Origin of the sequence: Stenotrophomonas sp. 1337, from assembly GCF_031455455.1 — a bacterium.
Classification (GTDB): Bacteria; Pseudomonadota; Gammaproteobacteria; order Xanthomonadales; family Xanthomonadaceae; genus Stenotrophomonas; species Stenotrophomonas indicatrix.
The window spans coordinates 1-26,541 of sequence record NZ_JAVDSR010000015.1 but is presented as its reverse complement, the minus strand read 5'-3'; the positions used below and the strand labels follow the sequence as shown (position 1 = coordinate 26,541).

The 26,541-nt window shown below is 67.5% G+C and carries 24 protein-coding genes; 6 read left to right on the top strand and 18 right to left on the bottom strand.

Going from position 1 to position 26,541, the window contains the following annotated elements; all coding sequences use genetic code 11:
- Window positions 1–3 precede the first annotated feature (3 nt).
- A complete protein-coding gene (locus tag J2X70_RS17775) occupies window positions 4–609 on the bottom strand; it encodes a hypothetical protein (RefSeq protein WP_218788972.1) in 606 nt (201 codons plus the stop codon).
- A gap of 323 nt (window positions 610–932) precedes the next feature.
- Between J2X70_RS17775 and mutS the strand changes: the two genes are divergently transcribed.
- The 3 genes from mutS (at window position 933) to katG (ending at window position 6,652) form a co-directional block, all read left to right on the top strand.
- Entirely contained in the window at window positions 933–3,524 is a 2,592-nt protein-coding gene (gene mutS, locus J2X70_RS17770) for a DNA mismatch repair protein MutS (RefSeq protein ID WP_309911464.1), read from the top strand.
- Between the two features lie 119 nt (window positions 3,525–3,643).
- A complete protein-coding gene (locus tag J2X70_RS17765) occupies window positions 3,644–4,267 on the top strand; it encodes a DUF937 domain-containing protein (protein WP_309911462.1) in 624 nt (207 codons plus the stop codon).
- Between the two features lie 144 nt (window positions 4,268–4,411).
- Window positions 4,412–6,652, top strand: a complete 2,241-nt coding sequence (katG, locus tag J2X70_RS17760) for a catalase/peroxidase HPI (protein ID WP_279208566.1) — start codon at window positions 4,412–4,414, stop codon at window positions 6,650–6,652.
- Between the two features lie 416 nt (window positions 6,653–7,068).
- Here the strand turns inward: katG and J2X70_RS17755 are convergent, their stop codons facing one another.
- Together J2X70_RS17755 and J2X70_RS17750 are read right to left on the bottom strand one after the other, a co-directional pair.
- Complete coding sequence (locus tag J2X70_RS17755; protein ID WP_025873812.1) at window positions 7,069–7,476, bottom strand: RNA-binding S4 domain-containing protein; 408 nt, start codon at window positions 7,474–7,476, stop codon at window positions 7,069–7,071.
- Between the two features lie 9 nt (window positions 7,477–7,485).
- On the bottom strand, window positions 7,486–7,725 hold the full coding sequence (locus J2X70_RS17750) for a hypothetical protein (RefSeq protein ID WP_059063507.1): 240 nt from the start codon (window positions 7,723–7,725) through the stop codon (window positions 7,486–7,488).
- A gap of 62 nt (window positions 7,726–7,787) precedes the next feature.
- Between J2X70_RS17750 and J2X70_RS17745 the strand changes: the two genes are divergently transcribed.
- The gene (locus J2X70_RS17745) at window positions 7,788–9,260 is read left to right on the top strand and encodes an MATE family efflux transporter (protein WP_025873814.1); all 1,473 of its coding nucleotides are present in this window, start codon (window positions 7,788–7,790) and stop codon (window positions 9,258–9,260) included.
- 104 nt (window positions 9,261–9,364) lie between these two features.
- Here J2X70_RS17745 and J2X70_RS17740 read toward each other — a convergent pair whose 3' ends face one another.
- The 11 genes from J2X70_RS17740 to ffh all read right to left on the bottom strand — a co-directional run bounded on the left by J2X70_RS17740 (window position 9,365) and on the right by ffh (window position 16,871).
- Window positions 9,365–9,772 carry a DUF1801 domain-containing protein gene (locus J2X70_RS17740; protein WP_309911458.1) on the bottom strand — a complete coding sequence of 136 codons (408 nt, stop codon included), beginning with the start codon at window positions 9,770–9,772 and terminating at the stop codon, window positions 9,365–9,367.
- Between the two features lie 34 nt (window positions 9,773–9,806).
- Window positions 9,807–10,241, bottom strand: coding sequence for a DUF1801 domain-containing protein (locus J2X70_RS17735; protein WP_025873816.1), 435 nt, complete (start codon window positions 10,239–10,241; stop codon window positions 9,807–9,809).
- Between the two features lie 76 nt (window positions 10,242–10,317).
- Window positions 10,318–10,692, bottom strand: coding sequence for a DUF6404 family protein (locus J2X70_RS17730; protein ID WP_025873817.1), 375 nt, complete (start codon window positions 10,690–10,692; stop codon window positions 10,318–10,320).
- An 81-nt stretch (window positions 10,693–10,773) separates the two neighbouring features.
- Entirely contained in the window at window positions 10,774–11,175 is a 402-nt protein-coding gene (gene rplS / locus J2X70_RS17725; protein WP_025873818.1) for a 50S ribosomal protein L19, read from the bottom strand.
- 151 nt (window positions 11,176–11,326) lie between these two features.
- On the bottom strand, window positions 11,327–12,085 hold the full coding sequence (gene trmD, locus J2X70_RS17720) for a tRNA (guanosine(37)-N1)-methyltransferase TrmD (RefSeq protein WP_025873819.1): 759 nt from the start codon (window positions 12,083–12,085) through the stop codon (window positions 11,327–11,329).
- Window positions 12,086–12,093: 8 nt separating this feature from the next.
- Window positions 12,094–12,606 (bottom strand): ribosome maturation factor RimM, encoded by a 513-nt coding sequence (gene rimM, locus J2X70_RS17715; protein WP_140227529.1) that lies wholly within the window; start codon window positions 12,604–12,606, stop codon window positions 12,094–12,096.
- Between the two features lie 45 nt (window positions 12,607–12,651).
- Window positions 12,652–12,912 (bottom strand): 30S ribosomal protein S16, encoded by a 261-nt coding sequence (rpsP, locus tag J2X70_RS17710; protein ID WP_025873821.1) that lies wholly within the window; start codon window positions 12,910–12,912, stop codon window positions 12,652–12,654.
- Window positions 12,913–13,060: 148 nt separating this feature from the next.
- Window positions 13,061–13,843: an aminotransferase class IV family protein gene (locus J2X70_RS17705; protein WP_309911454.1), complete on the bottom strand. Its 783-nt coding sequence runs from the start codon at window positions 13,841–13,843 to the stop codon at window positions 13,061–13,063.
- Window positions 13,843–14,916 (bottom strand): nitronate monooxygenase, encoded by a 1,074-nt coding sequence (locus J2X70_RS17700; RefSeq protein WP_309911452.1) that lies wholly within the window; start codon window positions 14,914–14,916, stop codon window positions 13,843–13,845. The genes J2X70_RS17705 and J2X70_RS17700 overlap by 1 nt, the downstream gene beginning before the upstream one ends.
- An 88-nt stretch (window positions 14,917–15,004) precedes the next feature.
- Window positions 15,005–15,439: a hypothetical protein gene (locus J2X70_RS17695; RefSeq protein WP_025873823.1), complete on the bottom strand. Its 435-nt coding sequence runs from the start codon at window positions 15,437–15,439 to the stop codon at window positions 15,005–15,007.
- Window positions 15,440–15,494: 55 nt separating this feature from the next.
- Window positions 15,495–16,871, bottom strand: a complete 1,377-nt coding sequence (gene ffh, locus J2X70_RS17690) for a signal recognition particle protein (RefSeq protein ID WP_025873824.1) — start codon at window positions 16,869–16,871, stop codon at window positions 15,495–15,497.
- 122 nt (window positions 16,872–16,993) lie between these two features.
- Between ffh and ccsA the strand changes: the two genes are divergently transcribed.
- Window positions 16,994–17,788: a cytochrome c biogenesis protein CcsA gene (gene ccsA, locus J2X70_RS17685; RefSeq protein WP_025873825.1), complete on the top strand. Its 795-nt coding sequence runs from the start codon at window positions 16,994–16,996 to the stop codon at window positions 17,786–17,788.
- 111 nt (window positions 17,789–17,899) lie between these two features.
- Here ccsA and J2X70_RS17680 read toward each other — a convergent pair whose 3' ends face one another.
- From J2X70_RS17680 to radA, 4 genes are all read right to left on the bottom strand, one after another.
- Complete coding sequence (locus J2X70_RS17680) at window positions 17,900–18,364, bottom strand: hypothetical protein (protein ID WP_059063500.1); 465 nt, start codon at window positions 18,362–18,364, stop codon at window positions 17,900–17,902.
- A 106-nt stretch (window positions 18,365–18,470) separates the two neighbouring features.
- Window positions 18,471–20,777: a hypothetical protein gene (locus J2X70_RS17675; protein ID WP_309911448.1), complete on the bottom strand. Its 2,307-nt coding sequence runs from the start codon at window positions 20,775–20,777 to the stop codon at window positions 18,471–18,473.
- 51 nt (window positions 20,778–20,828) lie between these two features.
- Window positions 20,829–22,685 carry an ATP-binding protein gene (locus J2X70_RS17670; protein ID WP_032975991.1) on the bottom strand — a complete coding sequence of 619 codons (1,857 nt, stop codon included), beginning with the start codon at window positions 22,683–22,685 and terminating at the stop codon, window positions 20,829–20,831.
- A 133-nt stretch (window positions 22,686–22,818) separates the two neighbouring features.
- Complete coding sequence (gene radA / locus J2X70_RS17665; protein WP_025873829.1) at window positions 22,819–24,195, bottom strand: DNA repair protein RadA; 1,377 nt, start codon at window positions 24,193–24,195, stop codon at window positions 22,819–22,821.
- A 148-nt stretch (window positions 24,196–24,343) separates the two neighbouring features.
- Between radA and J2X70_RS17660 the strand changes: the two genes are divergently transcribed.
- A complete protein-coding gene (locus J2X70_RS17660; RefSeq protein WP_025873830.1) occupies window positions 24,344–26,401 on the top strand; it encodes a bifunctional diguanylate cyclase/phosphodiesterase in 2,058 nt (685 codons plus the stop codon).
- The last annotated feature ends 140 nt before the right edge of the window (window positions 26,402–26,541 follow it).

The following is a 26,541-nucleotide window of genomic DNA, read 5'->3' as shown; positions in this document are numbered from 1 at the left end:
CCATCAAGGAACGTGGCAACAGGTACCACATGCACAGCAGGAGCTTGCACCACAGCACTTGAGCGACTGTCCGCTGCCATCCTGGCACTTCGCTGCACAACATCCCTTATCGCGAGCGGTTGCCATCGGCGAGGCGATGGCACAGGCAGTCTCCCTGCCATCTCCTCCCAAGGGCGACGCCTCCACCGAATAGTCCAGCACCTGGACGTCGACCTGTCCCCCGCCCAGCCCACGCTTGCGGACACCCAGCGGCCGCCCCTCCAGTGCCGCCGCCTGCACCATCGCCGGAGAGATCGTCAATGCGCCCTCCTGCAGCAGCGTCCCGTCCTGCCACAAGCTCCACTGCAGGTCTGCACCCGCTTCGCCGGCGATGGCCTCCGCTTCGGCAATGTCGACCACCAGGCTGTAGCGTTGCCCATGCCTGCCCTCCAGCGCGACGGTCGCCGTGCGCCCCTGCCGCACGCTCAGCCGGGGCGAGAACGCGGGGCCCCCGTCGTGCAGCACCCGCAACGCAAGGTGGTGCAGGTCATTCGAAGGCGCCGCCTCTGCCGCCAGGGAAAGACCCGCGGTGCAGGCCAGAAATATCGCAAGCAACACCCGAAGGAACATGCATGACTCCGTTTGACCGCCAGATTGCGGCGATCCACCCTCCGCCGGACATCCCTCCGAAAGCTGTGACCCATAACGCGGATTCACCCAGCACCAGCAGGCCGGCGCCGGCAACGACCGTTTCACTCGCAATTGCCCATCGCCCGAGCCTCCCGCACAACCATTGAAAGTCGCACGCGCCACCGCAGCTGTTCACCTGCGACACGTGCCACGCCCCCGGCAAAAGCGTCCCCCCTGCCGCGACCAGTTACCATGGACAACCCTGTACCGGCTCCGCCCCGCTGCCCTCCGGCGCGAGCGGACGCCCCTGATCCACGAGTCCCATGTCCAAAGACAAGTCCGCCGAACACACCCCGCTGATGAAGCAGTTCTTCGCAGCCAAGTCCGACTACCCGGACCTGCTGCTGTTCTTCCGCATGGGCGACTTCTACGAGCTGTTCTACGACGACGCGCGCAAGGCCGCGCGCCTGCTCGACATCACCCTGACCCAGCGCGGCAGCTCCGGTGGTGCACCGATTCCGATGGCCGGCGTGCCGGTGCACGCCTACGAGGGCTACCTGGCACGACTGGTCGCGCTGGGCGAATCGGTGGCGATCTGCGAACAGATCGGCGACCCGGCACTGGCCAAGGGTCTGGTCGAACGCAAGGTGATGCGCATCGTCACCCCCGGCACGGTCACCGACGAAGCGCTGCTGGACGAGCGTCGCGACACCCTGCTGATGGCCCTGTCGCGCAACAAGAACGGCTATGGCCTGGCCTGGGCCGACCTGGCCGGCGGCCGTTTCCTGGTCAACGAAGTGGACACCGATGACGCGCTGGAAGCCGAACTCGCGCGTTTGGAGCCGGCCGAACTGCTGGTGCCGGATGAGGAGAACTGGCCGGAGTTCCTGCGCCAGCGCAGCGGCGTGCGTCGCCGCGCGCCATGGCTGTTCGACGCCGACAGTGGCCGCCGCCAGCTGCTGAACTTCTTCAAGCTGCATGACCTGAGCGGCTTCGGCATCGACGACAAGCCGCGCGCCACGGCCGCTGCCGGCGCCCTGCTCGGCTATGTCGAGGAAACCCAGAAGCAGCGCCTGCCGCACCTGACCTCCATCTCGATGGAAACCGCCGGCGAAGCGATCGCGATGAACGCGGCAACGCGGCGCCATCTGGAGCTGGACACCCGTGTCGACGGCGATACCCGCAATACCCTGCTCGGCGTGCTCGACAGCACGGTGACGCCGATGGGCGGCCGCCTGCTGCGCCGCTGGCTGCATCGGCCGCTGCGCCTGCGCGAGGTGCTGGTGCAGCGCCACCACGCGGTGGAAACACTGATCGACCGTGGCGCGGACGCAGATATCCGCGAACAGTTCCGCCGCCTCGGCGACCTTGAACGCATCCTCACCCGCGTTGCCCTGCGCTCGGCACGGCCGCGCGACTTCTCCACCCTGCGCGATGGCCTCGGCCTGCTGCCGGCCGTACGCGAGGTGCTGGCACCGCTGGATTCCCCGCGCCTGCAGACCCTGCACGCCGCGCTCGGCGAACACGACGAATGCGCCCACCTGCTGGCCGGCGCGATCGCCGACATGCCGCCGCTCAAGCTCAGCGATGGTGGCGTGCTGGCCGATGGCTTCGACGCCGAGCTGGATGAGCTGCGCCGACTGTCGACCCACGCCGACCAGTTCCTGGTCGACCTGGAGCAGCGCGAGCGCGAGAGCAGCGGCATCGCCACCCTGAAGGTCGGCTACAACCGTGTGCACGGCTACTACATCGAAATCAGCAAGGGCCAGTCCGACCGTGCGCCGGTGCACTACACCCGCCGGCAGACACTGACCAACGCCGAGCGCTACATCACCGAAGAACTGAAGGCGTTCGAAGACAAGGTACTGTCCGCCCGCGACCGTTCGCTGTCGCGCGAAAAGTACCTGTACGAGCAGCTGCTGGACACGCTGGGCACCCAGCTGGAGCCGCTCAAGCAGTGTGCTGCCGCACTCAGCGAACTGGACGTGCTGGCCGCCTTCGCCGAACGTGCGCAGGCGCTGGACTGGGCGCGCCCGGAGCTGCAGGCCGAGCCGTGCCTGAAGATCGAGCGCGGCCGCCATCCGGTGGTGGAAGCGGTGCGTGACCAGCCGTTCGAGCCCAACGACCTGGACCTGCACCCGGACCGTCGCATGCTGGTCATCACCGGCCCGAACATGGGCGGTAAATCGACCTACATGCGGCAGAACGCGCTGATCGTGCTGCTGGCCCACATCGGCAGCTTCGTGCCGGCCAGCCGTGCGCTGATCGGCCCGATCGACCGCATCCTGACCCGCATCGGCGCAGGCGATGACCTTGCCCGCGGGCAGTCGACCTTCATGGTCGAGATGGCCGAAACCAGCTACATCCTGCATCACGCCACCGCGCATTCGCTGGTGCTGATGGACGAGATCGGCCGCGGCACGTCCACCTACGACGGCCTGGCCCTGGCCGACGCGGTAGCGCGCCACCTCGCCTACGAAAACCGCTGTTACACGCTGTTTGCGACCCATTACTTCGAACTGACCGCGTTGGCCGACGAACAGCACGAAGGCGGTCGCAGCGGCATCGCCAACGTACATCTGGATGCCGTCGAGCACGGCGAAGCACTGGTGTTCATGCATGCAGTGAAGGACGGTCCGGCCAACCGCAGCTTCGGCCTGCAGGTGGCTGCCCTGGCCGGTCTGCCGCGTGCCACCGTGGCACAGGCGCGCCGACGCCTGGCCGAACTGGAACAGCGCGGCGGCGAAAGCCATGCCGCCGAACTCGCCCCGCAGGCGCTGGATGCCCCGCAGCAGTTCGGGCTGTTCGCCGCCCCGCCGAACAAGGCGCAGGAGGCGCTGGCCGCGATCGACCCGGACGAGCTGACCCCGAAGCAGGCACTGGAAGCGCTGTACCGGTTGAAGGCGCTGCTGTAAGGCAGGCCGCAGGTTCCGCCGGCCCTGCCCGGCGGACGCCCGCCATGAAGCCTTCGCATTGCCGTCGTGTACACGGCGTTATGCTCGGGCGGTTCGTCCTTCACAGACCGGAGACCGCCATGAACACCGAATCCCTTGCTGCATCCCTCTTCCAGCAGCTGCAGCAAGGCCAAGGCCTGCAGCAGGTCTCGCTGCAGCTCGGCCTGGACAGCAGCCAGGCCACCCAGGCCGTCGGCAGCGCGCTGCCGCTGCTGCTCGGCGCGATGGGCCAGAACGCCAGCGAGCCGCAGGGTGCGCAGTCCCTGCTCAATGCCCTGCAGCGCGACCACCTCGGTTCGGGCGGCGGTGGCGGTGCTGGCGGCGGTTTCGACATCGGCAGCATCCTCGGCGCGGTGATGGGCGGTGGCGGCGGCAACGCCACCAACGGTGCCGGCATCCTCGGCCACGTATTCGGTGGGCAGACCTCGCAGGCGGCCGAAGTGCTGGGCCAGAAGACCGGCCTGGACAGCGGCAGGTCCAGCCAGCTGTTGGCGATCCTGGCCCCCATCGTCATGTCGTTCCTGGCCCAGCGGTTTGCCCAGAGCGGCAACGCCGGCCAGCTCAGCCAGGCCCTGGGGCAGGAAGCACAGCAATCCGGCGGCGGCATCGGCAGCCTGCTCGGCGGTGCGCTCGATCAGGACGGCGATGGCCAGTTCGGCGCCAGCGATCTGTTCAAGCTCGGCGCGGGCCTGCTCAAGCGCTGATTGCGCACAACGATGCAAGCGCCGCCTGCCATAGGCAGCCACTATCGCATCGGTTGAATCAATCGAATTTACCCATCATTAGGCGATGCCTATGGTGGGTAAGCGATCTGATTCCCTCATTCGCCAGCCCACAGGTAGAGACCCATGAAAAGCGAAGCGAAGTGCCCGTTCAACCATGCCGTCGTCGGTGATGCGACGACCAACCGCGACTGGTGGCCGAACCAGCTGCGCGTGGATCTGCTCAACCAGCACTCCACGCGCTCCAATCCCCTTGATGCGGGCTTCGACTACGCCAAGGCCTTCAACGGGCTGGACTACAGCGCCCTGAAGGCCGACCTGAAGGCGTTGATGACCGACTCGCAGGACTGGTGGCCAGCCGACTTCGGCCACTACGGCGGCCTGTTCATCCGCATGGCCTGGCACAGCGCCGGCACCTACCGCATCGATGACGGCCGTGGTGGTGGTGGCCGCGGCCAGCAGCGCTTCGCTCCGCTCAACAGCTGGCCCGACAACGTCAGCCTGGACAAGGCGCGACGCCTGCTGTGGCCGATCAAGCAGAAATATGGCCAGGCCATTTCCTGGGCCGACCTGCTGATCCTGACCGGCAACGTCGCACTGGAGTCGATGGGCTTCAAGACGCTCGGCTTTGCAGGTGGCCGTCCCGATACCTGGGAGCCGGACCAGGACGTGTACTGGGGCCGCGAGACCACCTGGCTCGGTGGCGACGTGCGCTACAAGCACGGCTCGGAGGGCGTGCAGGAGGACCACGGCGTGCTGGTGTCCGATGACGACGCTGATGGCGATGTGCACTCGCGCAAACTGGAAAACCCGCTGGCCGCGGTACAGATGGGCCTGATCTATGTGAACCCGGAAGGCCCGGATGGCAATCCCGATCCGGTGCTGGCCGCGCATGACATCCGCGACACCTTCGGCCGCATGGCGATGGACGATGAGGAAACCGTCGCCCTGATCGCCGGTGGCCACAGTTTCGGCAAGACCCATGGTGCCGGCCCGGCCGACAATGTCGGCAAGGAACCGGAAGCAGCGGGCCTGGAAAGCCAGGGCCTGGGCTGGGCCAACAGCTTCGGCAGTGGCAAGGGCGGCGACACCATCACCAGCGGCCTGGAAGTCACCTGGACCCGCACCCCCGCGCAGTGGAGCCACGACTTCTTCGAGATCCTGTTCGGCCACGAATGGGAGCTGAGCAAGAGCCCGGCCGGCGCGCACCAGTGGGTCGCCAAGAATGCGGACGCAGTGATTCCCGATGCGCACGATCCGTCGAAAAAGCACCGCCCGACCATGCTGACCACCGACCTGTCGCTGCGCATGGACCCGGCCTACGAAAAGATCTCGCGGAAATTCCTTGCTGATCCGCAGGCGTTCGCCGATGCCTTCGCCCGCGCTTGGTTCAAGCTGACCCATCGCGACATGGGCCCACGTGCGCGCTATCTCGGCCCGGAGATTCCGGCCGAGGAATTCATCTGGCAGGACCCGGTGCCGGAAGCCAGGCACCCGTTGATCGACGCCAAGGACATCGCCGCGCTGAAGCAGAAGATCGCAGCGACCGGCCTGAGCGTGGCCGAGCTGGTGTCCACGGCGTGGGCCTCGGCCTCGACCTTCCGCGGTTCGGACAAGCGCGGTGGCGCCAATGGTGCACGCGTGCGCCTGGCACCGCAGAAGGACTGGGCGGTGAACCAGCCGCAGCAGCTGGCCAAGGTGCTGGCCGCGCTGGAAAAGGTCCAGGCCGAGTTCAACGGCGCGGGCAGCAAGCAGGTGTCGCTGGCCGACCTGATCGTGCTGGCCGGTGGCGTCGGCATCGAGCAGGCAGCGAAGGCCGGCGGCCATGACCTGAGCGTGCCGTTCACTCCGGGCCGCACCGATGCAAGCCAGGAACAGACCGACGTCGAATCGTTCGCGGTGCTGGAACCGGCTGCCGATGGTTTCCGCAACTACCTCAAGGGCGCTTACAGCGTGCCGGGTGAGGCGCTGCTGATCGACAAGGCTCAGCTGCTGACCCTCACGGCACCGGAAATGACCGCCCTGGTCGGTGGCCTGCGCGTGCTCGGCGCCAATGCCGACGGTGGCAGGCACGGCGTGTTCACCAGCCGTCCCGGCACGCTGAGCAACGACTTCTTCGTCAACCTGCTGGACATGGGCACCACCTGGAAGGCGACCGGTCGCGAAAGCTATGAAGGCCGCGGCCGCAGCGATGGCGCTGCGCGCTGGACCGGCACCCGTGCCGACCTGGTGTTCGGCTCCAACGCCGTGCTGCGCGCCCTGGCCGAGGTCTACGCCAGCGCCGATGGCGAGAAGAAGTTCGTGCAGGATTTCATCGCCGCCTGGACCCGGGTGATGGAGCTGGACCGGTACGACCTGCACGGTTGACCGGATATGCCATGTGCCAACCTTGGTTGGCACATGGCACGGCGCCCACCAAGGTGGGCGACTACCAAACACTGCTGCGGGGCCTTGACCCGGTAGATGCCGGCCTTGGTCGGCACATGGCACGGCGCCCACCAAGGTGGGCGACTACCAGACTCTGCTACGGGGCCTTGACCCGGTGGATGCCGACCCTGGTTGGCACATGGCACTGCGCCCACCAAGGTGGGCGACTACCCGACCCCGCTGCGGGGTCTTTACCCGGTAGATGCCGACCCTGGTCGGCACATGGCACGGCGCCCACCAAGGTGGGCGACTACCAGACTCTGCTGCGGGGTCTTTACCCGGTGGATGCCGACCTTGGTCGGCACATGGCGCAACGCCCACCGAGGTGGGCGACTACCAGCGCCCGGGCGGCGCCGTCATAGCGCGTCGATATCACCCAGTGCGCGGATCAACCGGCGTGCGCGCTTGTCCGGCTTGTGCTCCGGTGCCTGGTAGCCATCACGCGCGGCAATGCGCAGCGCACGCTGTTCGGCGCGGCGGGCCTTGGAGGCTTCGCTCTCGGCATACAACTGCTGCGCCACCGGCGCCGGACCGCGCTGGTCGCTCAGGCCCAGCACCTGGATCTCGAAGTGTTCTTCACCGCGATCGACCAGCAGCTGCTCTCCAACGCGTACTGCGCGCGAGGATTTCGGACGCTGCCCGGCCACGGATACCTTGCCGGTCTCGATCGCCTGTTTGGCCAGGCTGCGGGTCTTGAAGAAGCGGGCCGCCCACAACCAGATGTCCAGACGGACGCTGGGCGCCAACGGGGAAAGCTCGGACATCGGTGGGGACTACTCCGTTCGCTTGTTCAGGGGGCGCGGATTGTCGGGGTCGGTGCGGCAGCCGCTGCCCCCGATCAATGCCGGCGTGCCGGCCGCCAGGTCCTGGCGCTGGCTGCCGACCAGGCACTCAGGGCGGTCGGTCGGCCGCACCTGGGCATCGCCCAGCCGGTCACCCGACGAACATGCGGCCAGTGCCGCTGCGATCAAGGCCGCCACGATCATCCGCATCGCCTGTTGTGGTTGATGCATTGCCACATCCTGCAAACCGGCTTGATGCTAGTGTGCGCCTCCCGGGAATCGATCACCACTCCATGGCCAAAGCGCCGCTTGACCTGACCTCCGGCCCGATCGGCCGCAACCTGCTGCTGTTCGCGCTGCCGATCCTGGCAGGCAACATCGCGCAGTCGCTGAACGGCTCGGTGAATGCGGTATGGGTGGGGCGCTTCCTTGGCGAAGCGGCACTGACCGCGACCGCGAACGCCAACAACATCATGTTCTTCCTGATCGGTTCGGTGTTCGGCTTCGGCATGGCCTCGACCATTCTGATCGGCCAGGCCATCGGTGCGCGCGACATCGCCCAGGCACGACGCGTGGTCGGCACCAGCGCCACGTTCTTCATCGGCCTGTCGGTGATCATCGCCATCGCCGGCTGGTTCCTGGCCCACCCGCTGCTGGCGGCGATGGGCACGCCCGCCGCCTCGCTGCCGTTGGCCGAGGCCTACCTGCGCATCATCTTCCTGGCAATGCCAACGCTGTACGCCTTCGCCTTCCTCAGTGCGGCGCTGCGCGGTGCCGGCGATTCGCGCACGCCCTTCCGCTTCCTGCTGGTCTCGGTGGTGCTGGACATCGCCCTGAACCCGGTGCTGATCTTCGGCATGGGGCCGTTCCCGGAACTGGGCATCGCCGGCTCGGCCTGGGCCACGCTGGTGTCGCAGACGCTGTCGCTGGCCGGCCTGCTGCTGTACATGCGGCACAAGCGGCACACGCTGTGGCTGGGCCGCGCCGACATGCACCTGTTCAAGCTGGACATGACCATCCTGCGCGCGCTGGTGGTCAAGGGCGTGCCGATGGGCCTGCAGATGGTGCTGATCTCGCTGTCGGTGATCATGCTGATGACCATGGTCAACCAGTACGGTACCGACACCGGCGCAGCCTACGGTGCATCGCTGCAGCTGTGGAACTACGTGCAGATGCCGGCGATGGCGATCGGTGCGGCGTGTTCGTCGATGGCCGCGCAGAATGTCGGTGCGCAGCGCTGGGATCGCGTGCGCGGTACCGCACGCCAGGGCATCGCGTTCAACTTCCTGCTGACCGGCGCGTTGATCCTGCCGCTGGTGCTGCTGGACCAGTATTCGCTGGCCCTGTTCCTGCCGCAGGGCAGCGAGTCGCTGCAGATCGCGCGGCACCTGAACCACATCGTGATCGGTTCGTTCCTGTTCTTCGGCGTCAGCTTCGTGATCTCCGGCGTGGTGCGCTCCACCGGCGCGGTGCTGCCGCCGCTGCTGATCCTGGCCGCGTCGCTGTGGGGCGTGCGCGTGCCGTTCGCCGAATTCCTGCAGCCGTACTGGGGTGCCGATGCGATCTGGTGGAGTTTCCCGGCCGGTTCGCTGGTGTCGATGCTGCTGTCGCTGGCGTATTACCGCTGGGGTGGCTGGCGCAAGGCGAAGATGATCAGTACACCGGTGCATGCCGAAGAACTCGCCACGCCCTCGGAGATTCCCGCCTGTCCGCCTTCGCCGGTGGCCGACCCGGATGCGGCGTTGGAAACCATTCCACCGCGTTGAACATGCACCGGTCATGCACCGGTCATGCACCGGTAGTGCCGGCCGCTGGCCGGCAACCGCGCGATACCTGGGAAGTCCATGGGATTGCCGGCCAGCGGCCGGCACTACCGTTTTTTATTTTCCGCGTTGTGCCTGGCGGCGGCGCGCAGCAGTGCTTTCAGCGCCGCGCCGTTGGGCATGCCGCCTTCGTGGATGTCGATCGCGCGGCGTGTGCCGCCTTCCAGGCTGGCATTGAACAGACGCTTCGGGTCCGGCAACGCGGCGCCGTGGGCGAAGGTCAGCTTCACCGCCTGCTTGTAGGTTTCGCCGGTGCACAGGATGCCGTTGTGCTCCCACACCGGTGTGCCGCGCCATTTCCAGGTTTCCTCCACGTCCGGCAGCGCCTCGTGGATCAGCGCGCGCACGCGGGCTAGGATGTCGCCGCGCCAATCAGCGAGCTCGGCGATGCGGGCGTCAATCAGGGCGGCAGCGGGGAGAGCGGCATCTGCGGGATCGGACTTCTGCGTGGCCATCGCGTGGTCTCGTTCGGGGAAAGAACCTGGGGGATTACATGCGTTCGCCAGGCAGCTGGCTGGCCTGTCGCACCCAGTCGAGGAAGCCCGTCTCGTCCAGCGGCTCGTCCTCAAGGATGTGCAGGTAGCGCGTGTCGGCGCTCTTGGACGGTTCAGGCGGAACAGGCTGCAACAGCGCGCCGCGAAAGAACGCGACCTTGATGTAGCGGGCGAAGCAATGGAAGCTGAGGAACCAGCCCTCGCCGGCAGCAACGCCGTACATCGGCGAGTTCCATTTCACTGCCTTGTGCACACCGGGCACGGCCTGTTCGATCAGGGCATCCAGACGCTCACCAACGGCCCGTTTCCAGTCCGGCATGGCAGCGATATAAGCCTGCACGGGCGCATCCCCCTCACCCTTGGCGATCTGCGGGTTACCGCCGGACAGCAGCTTCGGCGCGGCACTGCTGGCAGGTCGCTTGGCGGGCATCGCAGGGGCCATGAGGGTCGAAGGCCCGAGCGTACGCCGCCGCCCGGCAGCGGTCACGGCGCACTGCGCCATGGTCTCAGAGGCTGCTGCGGAACTGCCGCCAGGTGGGCAGCTTGCGGGCCCCGCGCAGGAACCACATCAGGGTGGCCATCACCAGGCCGAACATCACGCCTGCCGCCACCCCGGCAAGCAACAGCAGTTCCAGCGCCGGGGCCCTGCCCTGCCACAACAGCAGCCACATCAGTACCGTCCAGAACACGCCAAACAGCAGGCCCTGCAGCAGCGTATTGGTCAGGAAACCGGCCAGTATCGGCGGCGGAAGCGCGACACCCAGCCGCCACAGCATGCGGTGCAGCAAGGGGGCCGCTTCCCTCCGTGGCACCCCGGAACGGTCCAGGAAGCGCAACGCCACCTGGATGTCCGCCGGGTATCGATGGTCGGTCTCATCCATCCACTGAAACTAACGAGGCGGCAGCACAAACGCAAACGGCCGCCCGAAGGCGGCCGTCGCGGCAACAACCGAAGTTGTTTATCAGCCCTTGGTTGCCAGACGGGCAGCCTTGGCGGCAGCAGCAGCAGCCAGATCTTCCTTGATGCGGGCAGCCTTGCCTTCCAGGCCACGCAGGTAGTACAGCTTGCCGGCGCGGACCTTACCACGACGCTTCACTTCGACCGAGTCGATGATGGCGCTGTGGGTCTGGAACACGCGCTCGACGCCGTAGCCGTGCGAGATCTTGCGCACGGTGAACGAGGAGTTCAGGCCGCCGTTCTTGGTCGCGATGACAACGCCTTCATAGGCCTGCACGCGCTCGCGGGTACCTTCCTTCACCTTCACGTTGACGACAATGGTGTCGCCCTGGCTGAACTGCGGCAGTTCGCGGGTGATCTGGGCGGATTCGAATTCCGCGACGATGGACTTGTTCAGCTTGCTCATGGGTTACACCGATTCATTGTTCGGGTGGGCGTGTCATTCGACAGCGTGGGCTCATGCAGTCACCGGACTGTGCTGCACGTTTGTTTTGGGTACTGCGCACCGGCCGGGGCCGGCGTAATTGGCCATGATAGCCGATAAAGCAGGGCTGGCGCTAGACCTTGCCCTTTTCCGCCGGGACCTGGCGGGCCAGGGCCAGCAGCTTGCGGTCGGCCTTGCCCAGCGCCTGTTCATCCAGCAGGTCCGGGCGCCGCTGTGCGGTACGGATCAACGACTGCTGCCGGCGCCAGGCGGCGATGGCGGCATGGTTGCCCGAGCGCAGCACGTCCGGCACGTCCCCCAGCGGATGCTGGGCCGGCTGGCTGTAATGCGGGCAGTCGAGCAGGCCGAGGTCGCCCTCGAAACTGTCCTGCGCCGCGGATTCGGCGTCATTCAAGGCGCCTTCCTGCAGCCGGGCCACCGCGTCGATGATGACCGCCGCCCCCAGCTCGCCGCCGGACAGCACATAGTCGCCGAGGGAAATCTCCTCATCGACATTGGCGGCCAGGAAACGCTCGTCGATGCCTTCATAGCGGCCGCAGAGCAGGACCATGCGCGGCAATGCCGCCAGTTCCCGCACCTTGGCCTGGGTCAACGGCGCGCCCTGCGGGCTGAGATGGATCACCCGCGCAGGCGTCGGATCGGCCTCACGGATCGCCTGCAGGCAGGCCTGCAGCGGTTCGATCAGCATCACCATGCCCGGGCCACCGCCGAACGGACGATCGTCCACCCGGCGGTAGTTGCCCTCGGCGTAGTCACGGGGATTCCAGCCATGCAGGCTGAACAATCCCTTTTCCTGCGCACGGCCGACCACGCCCAGCCCAGCGGACTGGGCGAGGAAATCGGGGAACAGGGTGATGACGTCGAAACGCATGCTCACACTCAGAACTCGGGGTCCCAGTCGACCACGACCAGATTGGCCTCGAAGTCGACGGATTTGACGAACTCCGGCACGACGAACGGAATCATCCGCTCGCGGTCACCGCGTACGACCACCACATCGTTGGCGCCGGTACTGAACAGGTGCGAGATCTGGCCGAGGGCAACGCCTTCGACGGTCTTCACATCCAGGCCCTCCAGATCGACCCAGTAATACTCGTCGGCATTGGGCGGCGGCAGCGCACTGCGGGCCACGAAGACCTCGGTGCCATGCATCGCCTCGACCGTGTCGCGATCCTCGATGCCCGGGAAACGGGCCACCAAGTGCTTGCCGGTATCCCGGCCACGGGCGCCTTCAAGCGTCGATTCCTGCCCGTTGGGGCTGCGCAGGATCCACGGTTGGTAACGGAAAATAGCGGAACGCGGCTCGGTCCAGGACTCGAGCTTTATTTCGCCGCGCACACCAAAAGCGCCGACAATCCTGCCAAGCAGGATGCGGCGCTCGTTATCTTTCATCTGCGTTCAATCAGATGGGCCGCACCAGGGCGCGGCCCGTCAGGATCAGGCCGCAGCGGCCTGGGACTTGCTCGCTTCCTTGATCAGGTTGCGAACTTTCTCGGTCGGCTGGGCGCCGTTCTTGACCCAATGGTCAACGCGGGCCAGGTCCAGCTCGATGCGCTTCTCGCCGCCCTGTGCAACCGGGTTGTAGAAGCCAACGCGCTCGATGTTGCGGCCGTCGCGGGCGCTGCGGACGTCGGTGACGATGATGTGGTAGAACGGACGCTTCTTGGCGCCGCCGCGGGTCAGTCGAATCTTGACCATGGTGGTTTTTTCCTATTGCCCAGTCGCCAGGATGGCGCGGTAAGCGGGCGATTATAGCGGCAGAGTCCGGCCGAGCCAACCCCGGGCGTCTACCCCGGGGTCAGATCCCTTTTACCGAGCAAAAGGGTTCTGACTCCAACGGTTCCATTCAGGAAAGCGACTGCCAGGGCACCCGGGCCAACACCGCCCTGCCCTGTTCGGCCAGGGCCTGCGAACCCGGCAGCGCCTGACCATTGATGGCATCCAGCGCCCACAACCCGCTGGCGTTGCAGGCGAAGGCCGCCCGCATGCCGGCCAGCTCATCCAGCCGCAACGGCCGGGTCTGCTGTGGGCCCACCCAGCCCGCCTGCAGCAGCGCTTCAGCGGTTCCCCGCAGCGCAGGCGCCTGTGGCCAGATCAGGTGTTCGCCGTCATGCACGGCCAGGTTCCAGGTGGTGCCCTCGCTGATCTGCCCGTCGGCAGTGACGAACAGCGCATCGTCGAAACCCGCGGCCAGCGCCGCACGGCGCTGGGCGAACAGGCCAAACGTACCGACATGCTTGATCTGCGGCAGCTCTCGCTGCCATGTCGCGCTGCGTACGCGTTTCGGCGCGGTCAGCGCGACCGGCGCGGAGACGGCAACCAGTACATCCACCGGCACGCTTGCCAGCGGCGCGCGGAAATCGAAACGGCGCGAGAACACGGTGACCCGCATCGATGCGTCGACCTGGCCGGCCTGTTGCAGCGCCTGCGCCATCCACGCCTGCACCTGCGCGATATCGAGCCCGCTGCCGAACAGTTCCTGCGTTGCCTTGGTCAGCCGCTGCAGATGCAGATCAAGACCCTGCACCGCGTTGCCGCGCACCTGCAACGAGGTGAAGTGGCCGTAGTTGGTCAGCGCCGGCAGCAGGTCTTCGGCCCGCGCCGTTGCGCCGTTGCAGGTCACCGTCATCACAGCAGCGCCTGCGCCTGTTCCCACATGCCACGCAGCACGCCAGCGGCCGGCGCTGCCGGTGCCATCCACGCCGACTGCCCGGCCCAGGCCTGCATCGCAGCAAGCCGGTTTTCCTGCGTGGCCTGCTTGCGCATCGGTCCGGTCAGGCCACGCTGCACCGGGTACGGGCGCGGCGCGGGTGCGCCCTCGGCAGCAGCTGCACGCACGTAGGCAGTCGCCAGGCCACGGCCAAGGCGCCCACTGAACGCGCGCGTCGGCCAGGTGTCTTCGGGTTCGCTGCGGGCCAACGCATCGGCCCATGCCGGCGCCACCGCTGCTTCGGGTGTGCGCAAGAAGGCCGTGCCGATCTGCACGGCGCTGGCCCCGAGCATCAAGGCAGCAGCAATGCCGCGACCGTCGCCGATTCCGCCCGCAGCGATCACCGGAATATCCAGGTTGTCCGCCAGCCGCGGCAGCAGTGCGAACAGGCCGACCAGCTGCTGCTCTGCACGCATCGGATCGAAGGCGCCGCGATGGCCGCCGGCTTCGGCGCCCTGTGCGACCACCGCGTCAGCACCCGCGTCCTGCGCAGCGCGCGCTTCGGCCAGCGTCGTAGCGCAGGCAATCCAGGCGATGCCCGCATCCTTCAACTGCTGCACATGACGCGGCGACAGCACGCCCATGATGGTCGAGGCCACCGCCGGCCGTGCCGCCAGCAGCGCCCTGAACTGCTCCTCGAAATCGGCAGGCGTGGCATCCGCTGCGCTGGCCGCAACCTCCGGCCCCCACCGGCCCAGGAACGCACGCGTGGCGGCCTCGGCGGCCACATCGCGCACCGGCGCGGGATCGGGCAACCACAGGTTCACCTGCGCCGGCCCGCTGGACGCTGCACGGAAGTCCTGCATCCAGCGACCGATATCCGCCGCCGGCGACAACACGGCCCCCATCGCGCCCATGCTGCCGGCGTTGGCCAGCGCGGCGGAAAGCGGAACCGGACAGGCACCGGCCATCGGTGCCAGCAGGATCGGCAGCTGCAATGAAAAACGCCGACAGAAATCGTCGGCGCGTTCGAGAATCGGCGAAAGGTTCACGCGACGCACCTGTGGGAGGAGTCGCTGCCAGCATACGCCAGACACTGTGGACGGGAGCGTCGCCGCGGGCGATCCGCTCCCGCCCGGCTCAGCGTGCAGACACCGCGTAGGTGCGGACCAGCTGGCTGTCCATTTCTTCGTTGAACTTGAACGTCACATAGCGCGCGTCATCAGCGGCAAACTCTTCCTCGGCGCTGGCGCGACCGATCTCGGTGCCCTCGGCATCCAGCGCACGCGCCACCAGCTTGCCCTTGAACGCCTTGTCGGCCACCACGTACACCGCCGCGTCCTTGGAGCCCATGCCACGGCTCTTGCCGAGGGTGACGGTGAGACCCTGCGCGGCCAGGCCCGGATCGGCCTGCAGCGTCACGTTCATGCGCTTGTCCACGCCCTCGCCCAGCCCGGCGACGAAATCGGCAGCGGTACCACTGATGGCACTACCGGCCTTCTGCGACACGGAGGTGTCGTCCTTGCAGGCAACCAGGCCTAGGGCCAGCGCCATCACCACGATCGACTTGTTCATGCACATTCCTTTGATTGATTCCGCGGGTTGTTCAAGCGTTCGATACAGCGCGCGCTCAGCGGAACGGCATGCCACGGCCGCCCATGGCGCCCATCATGCCCTTCATGCTGCGCATCATGCCCTTCATGCCGCCACCGGCCATCTTGCTCATCATCTTTTCCATCTGCATGTACTGCTTCATGAGCTTGTTGACGTCGGCCGGGGTCACGCCCGAGCCCTTGGCGATGCGGGCGCGACGCGAGCCATTGAGCAGGTTCGGGTTGCGCCGTTCCTTCTTGGTCATCGAGCCGATGATGGCGATCATGCGCGGCACTTCCTTGCCCTGGCTGACCTGCTGCTTGAGGTGCTCGGGAATCTGGCCCAGGCCCGGCAGCTTGTCCATCAGGCCGCCGATGCCGCCCATGTTCTGCATCTGCTCGAGCTGGTCGCGCATGTCGTTCAGATCGAACTTCTTGCCCTTGGCGACCTTCTCGGCCAGCTTCTGCGCCTTGTCCTTGTCGACCTGCTGCTCGACCTGCTCGACCAGCGACAGCACGTCGCCCATGTCGAGGATGCGGCTGGCGATACGGTCCGGGTGGAACACGTCCAGGCCTTCCGGCTTTTCGCTGACACCGACGAACTTGATCGGCTTGCCGGTGATGTAGCGCACACTCAGCGCGGCGCCGCCACGGGCGTCACCGTCGGTCTTGGTCAGGACAACGCCGGTCAGCGGCAGCGCATCACCGAAGGCCTTGGCGGTATTGGCCGCGTCCTGGCCGGTCATGGCATCGACCACGAACAGCGTTTCAGCCGGGTTGACCGCAGCGTGCAGGGCCTTGATCTCGGCCATCATCGCTTCGTCGATGGCCAGGCGGCCGGCGGTATCGACCAGCAGCACGTCGACGAACGACTTGCGCGCGTCATCGATGGCGGCGCGGACGATGGCCTCCGGCTTCTGCTCGGCGCTGGACGGGAAGAACAGCACGCCCACCTGGTCGGCCAGCGTCTTCAGCTGCTCGATCGCCGCCGGACGGTAGACGTCGGCCGAGACCACCATCACCTTCTTCTTGCGCTTTTCCTTCAGGTGCTTGGCCAGCTTGCCGACCGTGGTGGTCTTGCCGGCGCCCTGCAGGCCCGCCATCAGGATGATGGCCGGCGCGGGAACGTTGAGGTTCAGGTCGCTGGCTTCGGCGCCCATCACCGCGGTCAGCTCGTCGCGCACGACCTTGATCAGGGCCTGGCCCGGGGTCAGCGACTTCAGCACTTCCTGGCCGACCGCACGCACCTTGATGCGTTCGATCAGGGCCTGCACCACCGGCAGCGCGACGTCGGCTTCAAGCAGCGCGATGCGGACCTCGCGGGTCGCCTCGCGGATGTTCTCTTCGGTCAGGCGGCCACGGCCGCGCAGGCGCTCGATGGTGCCGGAAAGGCGCTGGGTCAGGGACTCGAACATGCGGCGCAACCTGTCTGAAAGCGGGGGACAATAAGGCCCACAGTATAACGGGTCCATCGCGCTCCCCGGACTGCGACGCCACGCCCGTCGCCAGCACCGCGGGGGTATGCGAAACTTCAACGATGACAATCGTTCTCATCGCCGTCCTGCTCTACCTGGCCGCCAGCGCCCTGCTGGTGCGCGCCCTTGGTCGCAACGACGGGGTGACCTCGCCCGCCTGGCTGTGGCCTGCGCTGCCGGCGATGCTGCTGCATGGCGGTTATCACGTGCTGGTGGCGATGCGCACGACCGGCGGCCCGGACATGCACTTCTTCGCCGCGTTGTCGCTGGTCGGCCTGGGAATGGCCTGGCTGACCTCGCTGGTGGGCGCGCGCGGGCGCATGTCCACTCTGGGCGTAGTGGTGTTCCCGCTGGCCGCGCTGCTGCTGGTGGTCTACCACGGCTACGGCCATGAACCGAGCAAGGTGCTGGGCTGGCGCCTGGCCAGCCACGCCTGGCTGGCACTGCTGGCCTACGCCACGCTGAGCATCGCCGCGCTGCTGGCGATCATGCTGTGGCTGCAGGAGCGTGCGCTGCGGCGCCGTGAATTCCGTCCGTGGCTGCGTGCGCTGCCGCCGATGGCCGATCTGGAATCGCTGCTGTTCAGGGTGATCACCGTCGGCTTCGCCCTGCTGACCCTGACCCTGGTTACCGGCGTGCTGTTCGTCGACGACCTGCTGGCGCAGAAGCTGGTGCACAAGACGGTGCTGAGCGTGCTGTCGTGGATCGTGTTCGGCGTGCTGCTGATCGGCCGCCGCCGCTATGGCTGGCGCGGCACGAAGGCCGTGCATTGGACGCTGACGGCGATGCTGTTGCTGCTGCTGGCGTTCTTCGGCAGCCAGTTCGTGATCGAGCTGGTGTTCGGGCATTCGCGCTAGAGGCGTGCCGGCCAGCGGCCGGCACCCACCCCAACATCACCTGGTCGTGCCGGCCGCCGGCCGGCAATCGGAGCACGGTAGATCCACGCCATGCGTGGATGCCCCGGATGCTCAAGGCAGCGGTTGGGCCAGGATCCTGCGCACCGAGCGACCACTGTTGGTGAGGATGTCGTCGACCTGCCAGCAGCCCTCCCCTTTGCGCACCATCGGCACGCGGGTCACATAGGCCTTGCCCCAGACCGGATAGCGCATTTCGACCTGGCCGGCCGTGGCCGAGGCCTGCTTCCAGCTGTAGCGCACCGGGCTGTCGATCTCCCCGTCCTGCGCGTCCAGCCACGGATCGGAATCGAGCGTGCAGATGCCCTCTTCGCGCACCTGGCAGGCACGCTCGCCGTGCAGCGCCTTGGCAAACGCCGCACTGACCAGTGCCTGCGGCGGCTCCAGCAGGTCGCCCTTGCCGGTGGTCGCTTCGAAGAAGGCCCGCGCCACGTCAGCCGGTTGCTGGCAGGCCGGCGCGGCCTGCACGGTGGGGGCCAGCAGCAGGCCGATGATCACCCACATCCCTGTCTTTCGCATATCCAGTTCCTTGACGGTGGAAGGACGCCGGGCATGGCCGGCGCTACCCATGCGTGTTGCCCGGTAGCGCCGGGCCATGCCCGGCGAACGCGCAGCGCGGCAGGGATTACAACCCGTACCGTTCGATCGCGTCCAGATGCGGCTGGCGGTCCTGGTCGCAGGCCTCGGCCAGGCGCAGCCAGCAGTGTGGATGTGCCCAATCCGCCGTGGCCTGCTGCAGGAAGCGGTGCAGCGCCAGCGGCGCATGGTCCTGCGGTTGGGCGACGGTGAACAACAGGCCCGGCAACGTCCCGTCTTCCGCGTCCGGATCGGTCACGGTGTAGTCCGCACGGCTGTGCGACCACACCTTCCAGCCCTGTGCCTCGGCTGCCTCCACGAAAGCGTTCCATGCCTCCTCGCCCGGATGCGCGCCGTCGACCAGCCAGCTGCGCGCGAAACCACCCCGCTCCAGCACATGCACCTGTGCATAGGTCGGAATGAAGTGCTCGCGCTCCGCTTCGTCCTCTGGTGCGGGGTGTACCAGGCCGGCGTCGAACACCACCCAGTCTCCCACCTGCTGCGCGCGGTTGGCCGGTGCGTTCTCGACGATGCGCGCGGTCACCGGGCCGCTGCGGCGGGCGTAGTACTCCATCGGCTCGCCGCCTTCTTCGCTGCGGATGATCACCCAGCCCCAGGGCTCTTCGACCACGCCCTGCTGGCTGGACAGTTCCATGCCGATCGCTGCCGCCGAGCGGCGCACCGCATCCCAGTCGCGCGCCGCACTGGCCGCACTCATATGGTCCCAATGCGCGGCACTGGGCTCTTCCAGCAGTTCCACCAGCTGCGCATAGCAGGCCTGCGCTTCGCTGAAGCGGCCGGTCTCCATGTACATGCGGGCAAGCGTCCCGCGTGCGCCGTTCGAGCCTGGCGACAACGCCAGCAATGCCAGCGCGGCCTGTTCCAGTGCAGGCCAGTCGGACGCGCGCCGTGCACGCTGCACCTCGCACCAGTGCGCGAACACCGGCACGCTGTCGCGGTAGGTCGCGGCCAGCCTGCGCAGGCCATCATCATCGCCCTGCTCGGCCAGCCAACGCATCAGCGTGTAGGCCGCCGCGCCGTCTTCCTGCGCGTGGCCGCGCACGAAGTCCCACAGCAGCGCCTGCGCTTCGCTCTTCGCGCCACAGGCATGCAGCGCCGAGGCGGCGACCTCGGCCAGCGCGCCGTCGTCCGGCCGCTCGGCGTGCGCCTGCAGCAGCCACTGCGCTTCGCGCTCGGGATCGCGCGACTGGTTCTGTTCGCCCTGCGCTTCCAGCCACGCCAGCAGCTCAGCGGCAGGCACCGGCAGCGGCGCCATCTGCGGCAGCGCTTCGATGCGTGCCGCCAGACCGGCCACCAGCGCGGCAGCGCCGCGGTCCTGCCGCAGCTGCGCCAGATGGGTGCGGGCCAGACCCAGCTGGCGCTGCGCCACCCAGCGTGCACCGCGCTGCAGGGCCAGCTCCAGGCTCAACGCGGCGATCTCGATCACCAGGCGATGCGCGCCGACAGCGGCGAAGTGCTCGATGATCGTGTTGAAGCGCGTTCCCAGATCCCAGGTGTTGCGGGCGGCATCGCGGCTGCACAGTGTCGAAGCGGTATTGGCCCACAACCGCCAGTGATTCGGCGTCAGCTCGCTCCATGGCACCAGCTGCTGCAGCGCCTCTTCATCGCGCCCCAGCTGGGCCAGTGCCCAGGCCTTGGACAGCCGGCGCGGCACCGTGCAGTTGGCAGGCTCGTATTCGCCCGCAGCGGCCACTTCGGCTTCGCGCTTCTCGATCAGCGCCAGCGCTTCCTGCGCACGGCCGCTGGCCAGCAGGATCTTGATCTGCATTTCAGGGAAGCTGTCGAACACTTCCTTGCCGCGCGCCTGGATCGCCGCCGCCTGCACCTGCAGGTAATCCAGCGCGTCCTGGCCGCGGCCGTCGTCCAGCAGCGCGTCGGCCTTCTCGCAGCTCAGGCACTGGAAGCAGGCCCAGCTCGGGTCGATGCGGCCCAGCGTCTCGTCGCAGACCTCGATGCGTTCGGGCACCCAGCCCGGACCATCGATGTTGCCGTAGCAGGCGGCAAGATCCTGGGTGACGCAGATCGACTGCGGGCAGTCCAGGGTATCGGCACGGTGTGCGCGCTCGAACAGCGCCACCGACTCTCCCAGCGCGCTTTCACCTTCCACGCGGTTGCCGACGCGGTTGCGCAGCGCCCAATGGCCGACATAGACGTCGACCCAGGGGTTGTCCAGCGCCTTGCCCAGCGCGCGCGCTTCGGGCAGCAGTGCATCGACGCGGTCGACCTGCAGTTCACTGACTTCATCGGCAAGGCGGGTCAGCAGGTGGGCGTTCTGCGCCTGGCCTGCCTGGCGCAGGTCTTCCTGCAGTTTTTCGACCCAGTTCCAGATATCCATGGGGGTAATGCTCCTGTCTAGCGAAGGCTGGATGAGAGGGAGTAGCGGTGCTCAGCGCAGCATCTGCTGCAGGGCACCGGCAATGTCGGTAAATGCACCATTGAGATCGGGGCCCGGCGTCGCCGCGCTCTGCTGCAGCGGCCGGCCCTGTGCGGACACGATGATCTTCAGCGAGCGCAGCAGGCGCGCTGCCGCCCCGGCCTGCGGGTGGCCCTCGCGCTGGGCCTGCAGCAACGCCTGCACCGCTGGATTGTCCAGGTTGAGGTACAGCCGCGACGGCGCACGCGCCTCGATGCGCGCGGTGAACTGGCGCGCCAGCCGCAGTGCCGCCATCGATACGCGCTTGTCGTTCTCGTCGTCTTCCAGGCGCTGCTTCAGTTCGGCCTCGCGGTCGGGCACCACCACCACCGGCAACGCCTCGGGGCTGAACCGCGCCGGCAGCAGCTGTTCGCCGTCGCCCAGGTGTTCGCGCAGCCAGGCCAACTGCGTATCGTCAAGGCTGTCGTCGGTGCGGAACAGTGCGCGGTTGCCCTGCTCGGTACCCAGTTCGACCAGGCGCAGGCCCTTGGCCTGGGCCCAGCGGCGCAGGAACGGCACCACCGCGTAGCGATGACCATGCGCGACCGGCACGCCCATCGCGCGGAACAGCATTTCCTCGAAGCCACCACCGTTGTCGAGGATCACATGCACTGCGCCGCGCGCCGGCAACGCGCTGGCCGGCAGGTCACCCTGCGAAGTCGGCACCCGCACGTGTTCCAGCAGCAGGTCGAACAGGCGCTCATCGCACAGCGCCGCGCCCAGCAGGGCTTCATTGTGGCGGCTGAGCACGCGGCGCCAGGCTTCGGGCTGCTGCCGGGCGACGTCGGCCAGGCCATCGATCAGCGCTTCCAGCAGGGCGTGCTGCACGGCGCGATAGTGGTCATCGCGCTGCAGGTCCTCGCGGCTGGCGGTCGGGGTCAGCTTCGACGATTCGATCACCCCGCCGATGAAACCGGCCCAAGGCGGGAGCAGGTCGCGTGCATCGTCGTCCAGCAGCATGCCGCGCACGAACACCGACAGGTTGCGGTTGTCGCTGGTGCCGTAGGTGGCACCGTCCTGCACCCAGAGCATGCCGACGGCGTCGCTGCTGCCATCGGGCTGCAGCGGCATCGTCACGATGGGCTCGAAATCGTGTTCGAAACGGGCCGCGAACTGCTGCGCCTGGCGGCGTGCCTGCACCGGATGCAGGGCGACGTCACCCTGCCCGCGCCACGGCGGCGGTTCGGGATTGATCGCGGCGGCCGCCGCACCGATGAAGATCGGCTCGGACAGCAGCGCGCAGTAGCGGCCCAGCACCTCGTGCAGGCGCGCTTCGTTGGCCAGCGGCAGGAAGTCCGGATGCAGCTCCAGCTCGACCTCGGTGCCGATCGCGCGCGCCGGCACTTCGCTGACGGTGTACTGCTCGGCGTTGCTGGACACGTACAGGTGGCCCAGCTGCGGCGCCTGGTACGAGGTGGTGCGCACGCTGACACGGCGCGCCAATACGAAGGCCGACAGGAAACCCAGGCCGAACATGCCGATCAGGCCTTCATCGTCCTCGCCGTCCTGGCGCAGGCCCCGGGTGTAACCGACACCGACCGTGGCCAGGTAATCGTGGATTTCCTGCCGGGTCAGGCCGGCACCGGTATCGGTGATGCGCAGCACGCCGGCGGCGACATCGACCTGCACATCGATGCGCGACACACTCTGGATGCCGGGCTGCTCGATACGGCGACGGATGATCGAATCGTGCGCGTTCTGCACAAGCTCACGCAGCGCCACCATCGGCGTGGAATACAGGTGCTTGCCCAGCACCGTCATCAGTCCATTGAGATCGACCCCGGCGCGGCGGATTTCGGCGGCGGGGGTGCTGAACATCGGGTCCTGCATGTAAACGATTACTCCTTGCCACGGAAAGGCGCCAGGGGGCGCCTTCGTCGAGCCGGGAAAACTAGCACAGGCTGGCTGACCGCTGCTGTGCCGTCGGCCGCATCTGCAGGTCCGAGCACGGACCCGACCCCGGTCACGCCGCGTCGATAGCCTCGGACAGGCGTTCGACCGCGATCACTTCCATGCCCTTCACCGAGCCGCCCTTGGGGGCATTGGCCTTGGGCACGATGGCGCGCTTGAAACCGTGGGTCGCCGCCTCGCGCAGGCGGTCCTCGCCGTTGGGCACCGGCCGGATTTCACCGGACAGGCCGACTTCGCCGAACGCGATGGTCTTCTCGGCCAGCGGACGGTCCTGCAGCGAGGACAGCACCGCCAGCAGCACCGGCAGGTCGGCGGCGGTCTCCTGCACGCGGATGCCGCCGACCACGTTGACGAACACATCCTGGTCGCCGACCAGCACGCCGCCATGCCGATGCAGCACCGCCAGCAGCATGGCCAGGCGGTTCTGCTCCAGCCCCACCGCCACGCGGCGCGGATTGGACAGCGGCGAGGCGTCGACCAGCGCCTGCACTTCCACCAGCAGCGGCCGGGTGCCCTCGCGGGTAACCATCACGCAGCTGCCCGGCTGGTGCGTGCTGGCACCGGAAAGGAAGATCGCCGACGGATTGGAGACCTCCTTCAGGCCTTTGTCGCCCATCGCGAACACGCCCAGTTCGTTGACCGCACCAAAGCGGTTCTTGAACGCGCGCAGCAGGCGGAAGCGGCTGCCGCTCTCGCCTTCGAAATACAGCACGGCATCGACCATGTGCTCCAGCACGCGCGGGCCGGCGATGCCGCCTTCCTTGGTCACATGGCCGACCAGGAACACGGCGGTTCCGGTTTCCTTGGCGAAGCGCACCAGCCGTGCGGCACTCTCGCGCACCTGGCTGACCGAACCGGGCGCGGCGGTCAGCGTCTCGGTCCAGAGGGTCTGTACCGAATCGGCCACGATCAGCCGCGGCCCACTCTTGGTGGCGTGCTGCAGGATGGATTCGACACCGGTCTCGGCCAGCGCGTTGACGCCCTCCAGCGGCAGCTCCAGCCGATGCGCGCGGCCGGCGACCTGGGCCAGTGATTCTTCACCGGTGACGTAGAGCACCGGCAGGACCGCAGCCATCTTCGCCACCGCCTGCAGCAGCAGGGTGGATTTGCCGATGCCCGGATCACCACCGACCAGCACCACCGCGCCCTCGACCAGGCCGCCGCCGAGCACGCGGTCGAACTCACCGATGCCGGTGCTGACCCGGTTGTGTTCGGTCTGCGCCACGTCCTTCAGTGCGGTGATCTTCGGCGGGTCGATCTTGCCCGCCCAGCCGGCACGGCGCGACGCGGGCGCCTTGGCCGCCGCAGCGCTCTCAAGGACGATTTCCGACAGCGAGTTCCAGGCATTGCACTCGGTGCACTGGCCTTGCCACTTGCTGTATTCGGCGCCGCATTCATTGCAGACATACGCGGTGCGGGCTTTGGCCATCGGAGATTTCCTGCAGGGGCAACGAGCGTGGCAGGATAGCCGAGCCGGGTCGCAGCTGCTGCGACCACTCAAGTCCCACCCGTCGGTGCCGATAGCGGTGGCGGGCGTGCGCCTTGCGGGCGCCCCTCCCTTCTCCTCTGGATTCAACATGACTGGTAGTTACAGTCAGAGCCTGGTCGCCATCTCGTTGCTGGTGGCCATGCTGGCATCGTATACCGCGCTGGATATGGCCGGCCGCCTGGCCACGGCCCAGGGCCGGGTCGCCCGCTGGTGGCTGGCCGGCGGTGCCGCCGCGATGGGCCTGGGCATCTGGTCGATGCACTTCATCGCGATGCTGGCCTTCAAGCTGCCGGTTCCGGTCGGTTACGACCTGGCGATCACCCTGTATTCGCTGGCGGTGTCGATCGGCGCGTCGGCCTATGCGCTGTGGCTGGTGTCGCGCCCCAGCCTGCCGTTGCAGCGGCTGGCCGCGGGTGCGGTGCTGATGGGACTGGGTATCGCCGCCATGCACTACCTGGGCATGGCCGCCATGCGCATGCAGCCCGGTATCGATTACCACCCCGGCTGGTTTGCCGCATCGATCGCAGTGGCCATCGCTGCTGCCGGTGCAGCGCTGTGGATTGCCTTCCGGCTGCGCGTGGAACAGCGCAACACGGTGCGCCTGCGGATGCTGGCGTCGCTGGTGATGGGCCTGGCCATCGTCGGCATGCACTACACCGGCATGGCCGCCGCGCGCTTCCCGCCAGGCAGCGTCTGCGGCGCCATCGGCAGCGGCGGCATTGATCCCCGCTGGCTGGCAGTGCTGGTGATCGTGACCACCCTGGCCACGCTCGGCATCGCCCTGGTGGCCTCGCTGTTCGACCGCCAGATGCGCGTGCGCACCGGCCTGCTGGCAGATTCCCTGGCGCACGCCAACGACAAGCTGATCCAGGCCGCACTGCACGACCCGCTGACCCAGCTGCCGAACCGCATGCTGCTGCAGGATCGCATCGAGCAGGCCATCGAGAAGGCGCAACGCCGCCAGCAGTCGGTGGCGGTGATGTTCTGCGACCTGGATGGCTTCAAGGCCGTCAACGATGCCTATGGCCACCAGCTGGGTGACCGCCTGCTGGTCGCGGTGGCCCAGCGCCTGGGCGCGCAGCTGCGCCCGCAGGACACCCTCGCCCGCCTCGGCGGCGACGAGTTCGTGATCGTGCTGGCCATCGATGCACCTGATGATGCGGCGGTGGTCGCCGAGCGGGTGATTGCCGCGGCCGGTGAACCGTTCGTGCTGGACGCGGCCGAGCTGCAGGTCACTGCCAGCCTGGGCATTGCCCTGTATCCGGACGATGCCAGCGACGAACGCGAGTTGATGGCACATGCCGATGCGGCGATGTACCACACCAAGGAAACCGGCCGGAACGGCTACACCTTCTTCATTCCCTCGATGCAGCTCAGCGCCAACCGCCAGCTGCGGCTGCTGCAGGACCTGCGCAAGGCGATCGCGCGCAACGAGCTGCTGCTGCACTACCAGCCGAAATTCCCGGCGGCCGATGCACCGGCCACCGGCGCCGAGGCACTGCTGCGCTGGCAGCACCCGGAACTGGGCCTGCTGGCGCCGGACGTGTTCATTCCCATCGCCGAGCGCAGCGGCCTGATCCTGCCGATCGGCGACTGGGTGCTGGACCAGGCGTGCGCGCAGCTGCGCGCCTGGCATGACGGCGGACACAGCCATTGGACGATGGCGGTGAACCTGTCTCCGCTGCAGTTCGCCTCGCCGGCCCTGCTTGAAAGCGTGCGTTCGGTCCTGCAGCGGCACCGGATCGACCCGGCGCGGCTGACCCTGGAGATCACCGAAACCACGGCGATGAAGGATGTCGAGGCCAGCCTGGCGATCCTCAACGACCTGACCGCGATGGGCGTGCACATCGCCATCGATGATTTCGGTACCGGCTATTCCAGCCTGCTGTACCTCAAGCGCATGCCGGCCACCGAGCTGAAGATCGACCGGGCGTTCGTGCATGACCTTGAACGCAATGACGAAGATTCCGCCATCGTGTCCTCGATCATCGCGCTGGGCCGTACCCTGCAGCTGCAGGTGGTGGCCGAGGGCGTGGAGACCCAGGCCCAGCGCGACTACCTGAGCGAGCTGGGCTGCGACCAGCTGCAGGGTTACCACCTGGGGCGGCCGATGGAAGCCGAGGAATTCCTGCGCAAGGTGGGGTGAGCGGCAACCGCATCCACGCATGGCGTGGATCTACTGCATCTTCCGGGTGCATTGAACGGCAACCGCATCCACGCATGGCGTGGATCTACTGCATACCCCGGATGCATTGAACGGCAACTGCATCCACGCATGGCGTGGAT

Excerpts from the sequence above, each read along its gene's own strand:
- J2X70_RS17775 (WP_218788972.1), bottom strand. The coding sequence starts at position 609 with ATGTTCCTTCGGGTGTTGCTTGCGATATTTCTGGCCTGCACCGCGGGT.
- mutS (WP_309911464.1), top strand. The coding sequence starts at position 933 with ATGTCCAAAGACAAGTCCGCCGAACACACCCCGCTGATGAAGCAGTTC.
- J2X70_RS17765 (WP_309911462.1), top strand. The coding sequence starts at position 3,644 with ATGAACACCGAATCCCTTGCTGCATCCCTCTTCCAGCAGCTGCAGCAA.
- katG (WP_279208566.1), top strand. The coding sequence starts at position 4,412 with ATGAAAAGCGAAGCGAAGTGCCCGTTCAACCATGCCGTCGTCGGTGAT.
- J2X70_RS17755 (WP_025873812.1), bottom strand. The coding sequence starts at position 7,476 with ATGTCCGAGCTTTCCCCGTTGGCGCCCAGCGTCCGTCTGGACATCTGG.
- J2X70_RS17750 (WP_059063507.1), bottom strand. The coding sequence starts at position 7,725 with ATGCATCAACCACAACAGGCGATGCGGATGATCGTGGCGGCCTTGATC.
- J2X70_RS17745 (WP_025873814.1), top strand. The coding sequence starts at position 7,788 with ATGGCCAAAGCGCCGCTTGACCTGACCTCCGGCCCGATCGGCCGCAAC.
- J2X70_RS17740 (WP_309911458.1), bottom strand. The coding sequence starts at position 9,772 with ATGGCCACGCAGAAGTCCGATCCCGCAGATGCCGCTCTCCCCGCTGCC.
- J2X70_RS17735 (WP_025873816.1), bottom strand. The coding sequence starts at position 10,241 with ATGCCCGCCAAGCGACCTGCCAGCAGTGCCGCGCCGAAGCTGCTGTCC.
- J2X70_RS17730 (WP_025873817.1), bottom strand. The coding sequence starts at position 10,692 with ATGGATGAGACCGACCATCGATACCCGGCGGACATCCAGGTGGCGTTG.
- rplS (WP_025873818.1), bottom strand. The coding sequence starts at position 11,175 with ATGAGCAAGCTGAACAAGTCCATCGTCGCGGAATTCGAATCCGCCCAG.
- trmD (WP_025873819.1), bottom strand. The coding sequence starts at position 12,085 with ATGCGTTTCGACGTCATCACCCTGTTCCCCGATTTCCTCGCCCAGTCC.
- rimM (WP_140227529.1), bottom strand. The coding sequence starts at position 12,606 with ATGAAAGATAACGAGCGCCGCATCCTGCTTGGCAGGATTGTCGGCGCT.
- rpsP (WP_025873821.1), bottom strand. The coding sequence starts at position 12,912 with ATGGTCAAGATTCGACTGACCCGCGGCGGCGCCAAGAAGCGTCCGTTC.
- J2X70_RS17705 (WP_309911454.1), bottom strand. The coding sequence starts at position 13,843 with ATGACGGTGACCTGCAACGGCGCAACGGCGCGGGCCGAAGACCTGCTG.
- J2X70_RS17695 (WP_025873823.1), bottom strand. The coding sequence starts at position 15,439 with ATGAACAAGTCGATCGTGGTGATGGCGCTGGCCCTAGGCCTGGTTGCC.
- ffh (WP_025873824.1), bottom strand. The coding sequence starts at position 16,871 with ATGTTCGAGTCCCTGACCCAGCGCCTTTCCGGCACCATCGAGCGCCTG.
- ccsA (WP_025873825.1), top strand. The coding sequence starts at position 16,994 with ATGACAATCGTTCTCATCGCCGTCCTGCTCTACCTGGCCGCCAGCGCC.
- J2X70_RS17680 (WP_059063500.1), bottom strand. The coding sequence starts at position 18,364 with ATGCGAAAGACAGGGATGTGGGTGATCATCGGCCTGCTGCTGGCCCCC.
- J2X70_RS17675 (WP_309911448.1), bottom strand. The coding sequence starts at position 20,777 with ATGGATATCTGGAACTGGGTCGAAAAACTGCAGGAAGACCTGCGCCAG.
- J2X70_RS17670 (WP_032975991.1), bottom strand. The coding sequence starts at position 22,685 with ATGCAGGACCCGATGTTCAGCACCCCCGCCGCCGAAATCCGCCGCGCC.
- radA (WP_025873829.1), bottom strand. The coding sequence starts at position 24,195 with ATGGCCAAAGCCCGCACCGCGTATGTCTGCAATGAATGCGGCGCCGAA.
- J2X70_RS17660 (WP_025873830.1), top strand. The coding sequence starts at position 24,344 with ATGACTGGTAGTTACAGTCAGAGCCTGGTCGCCATCTCGTTGCTGGTG.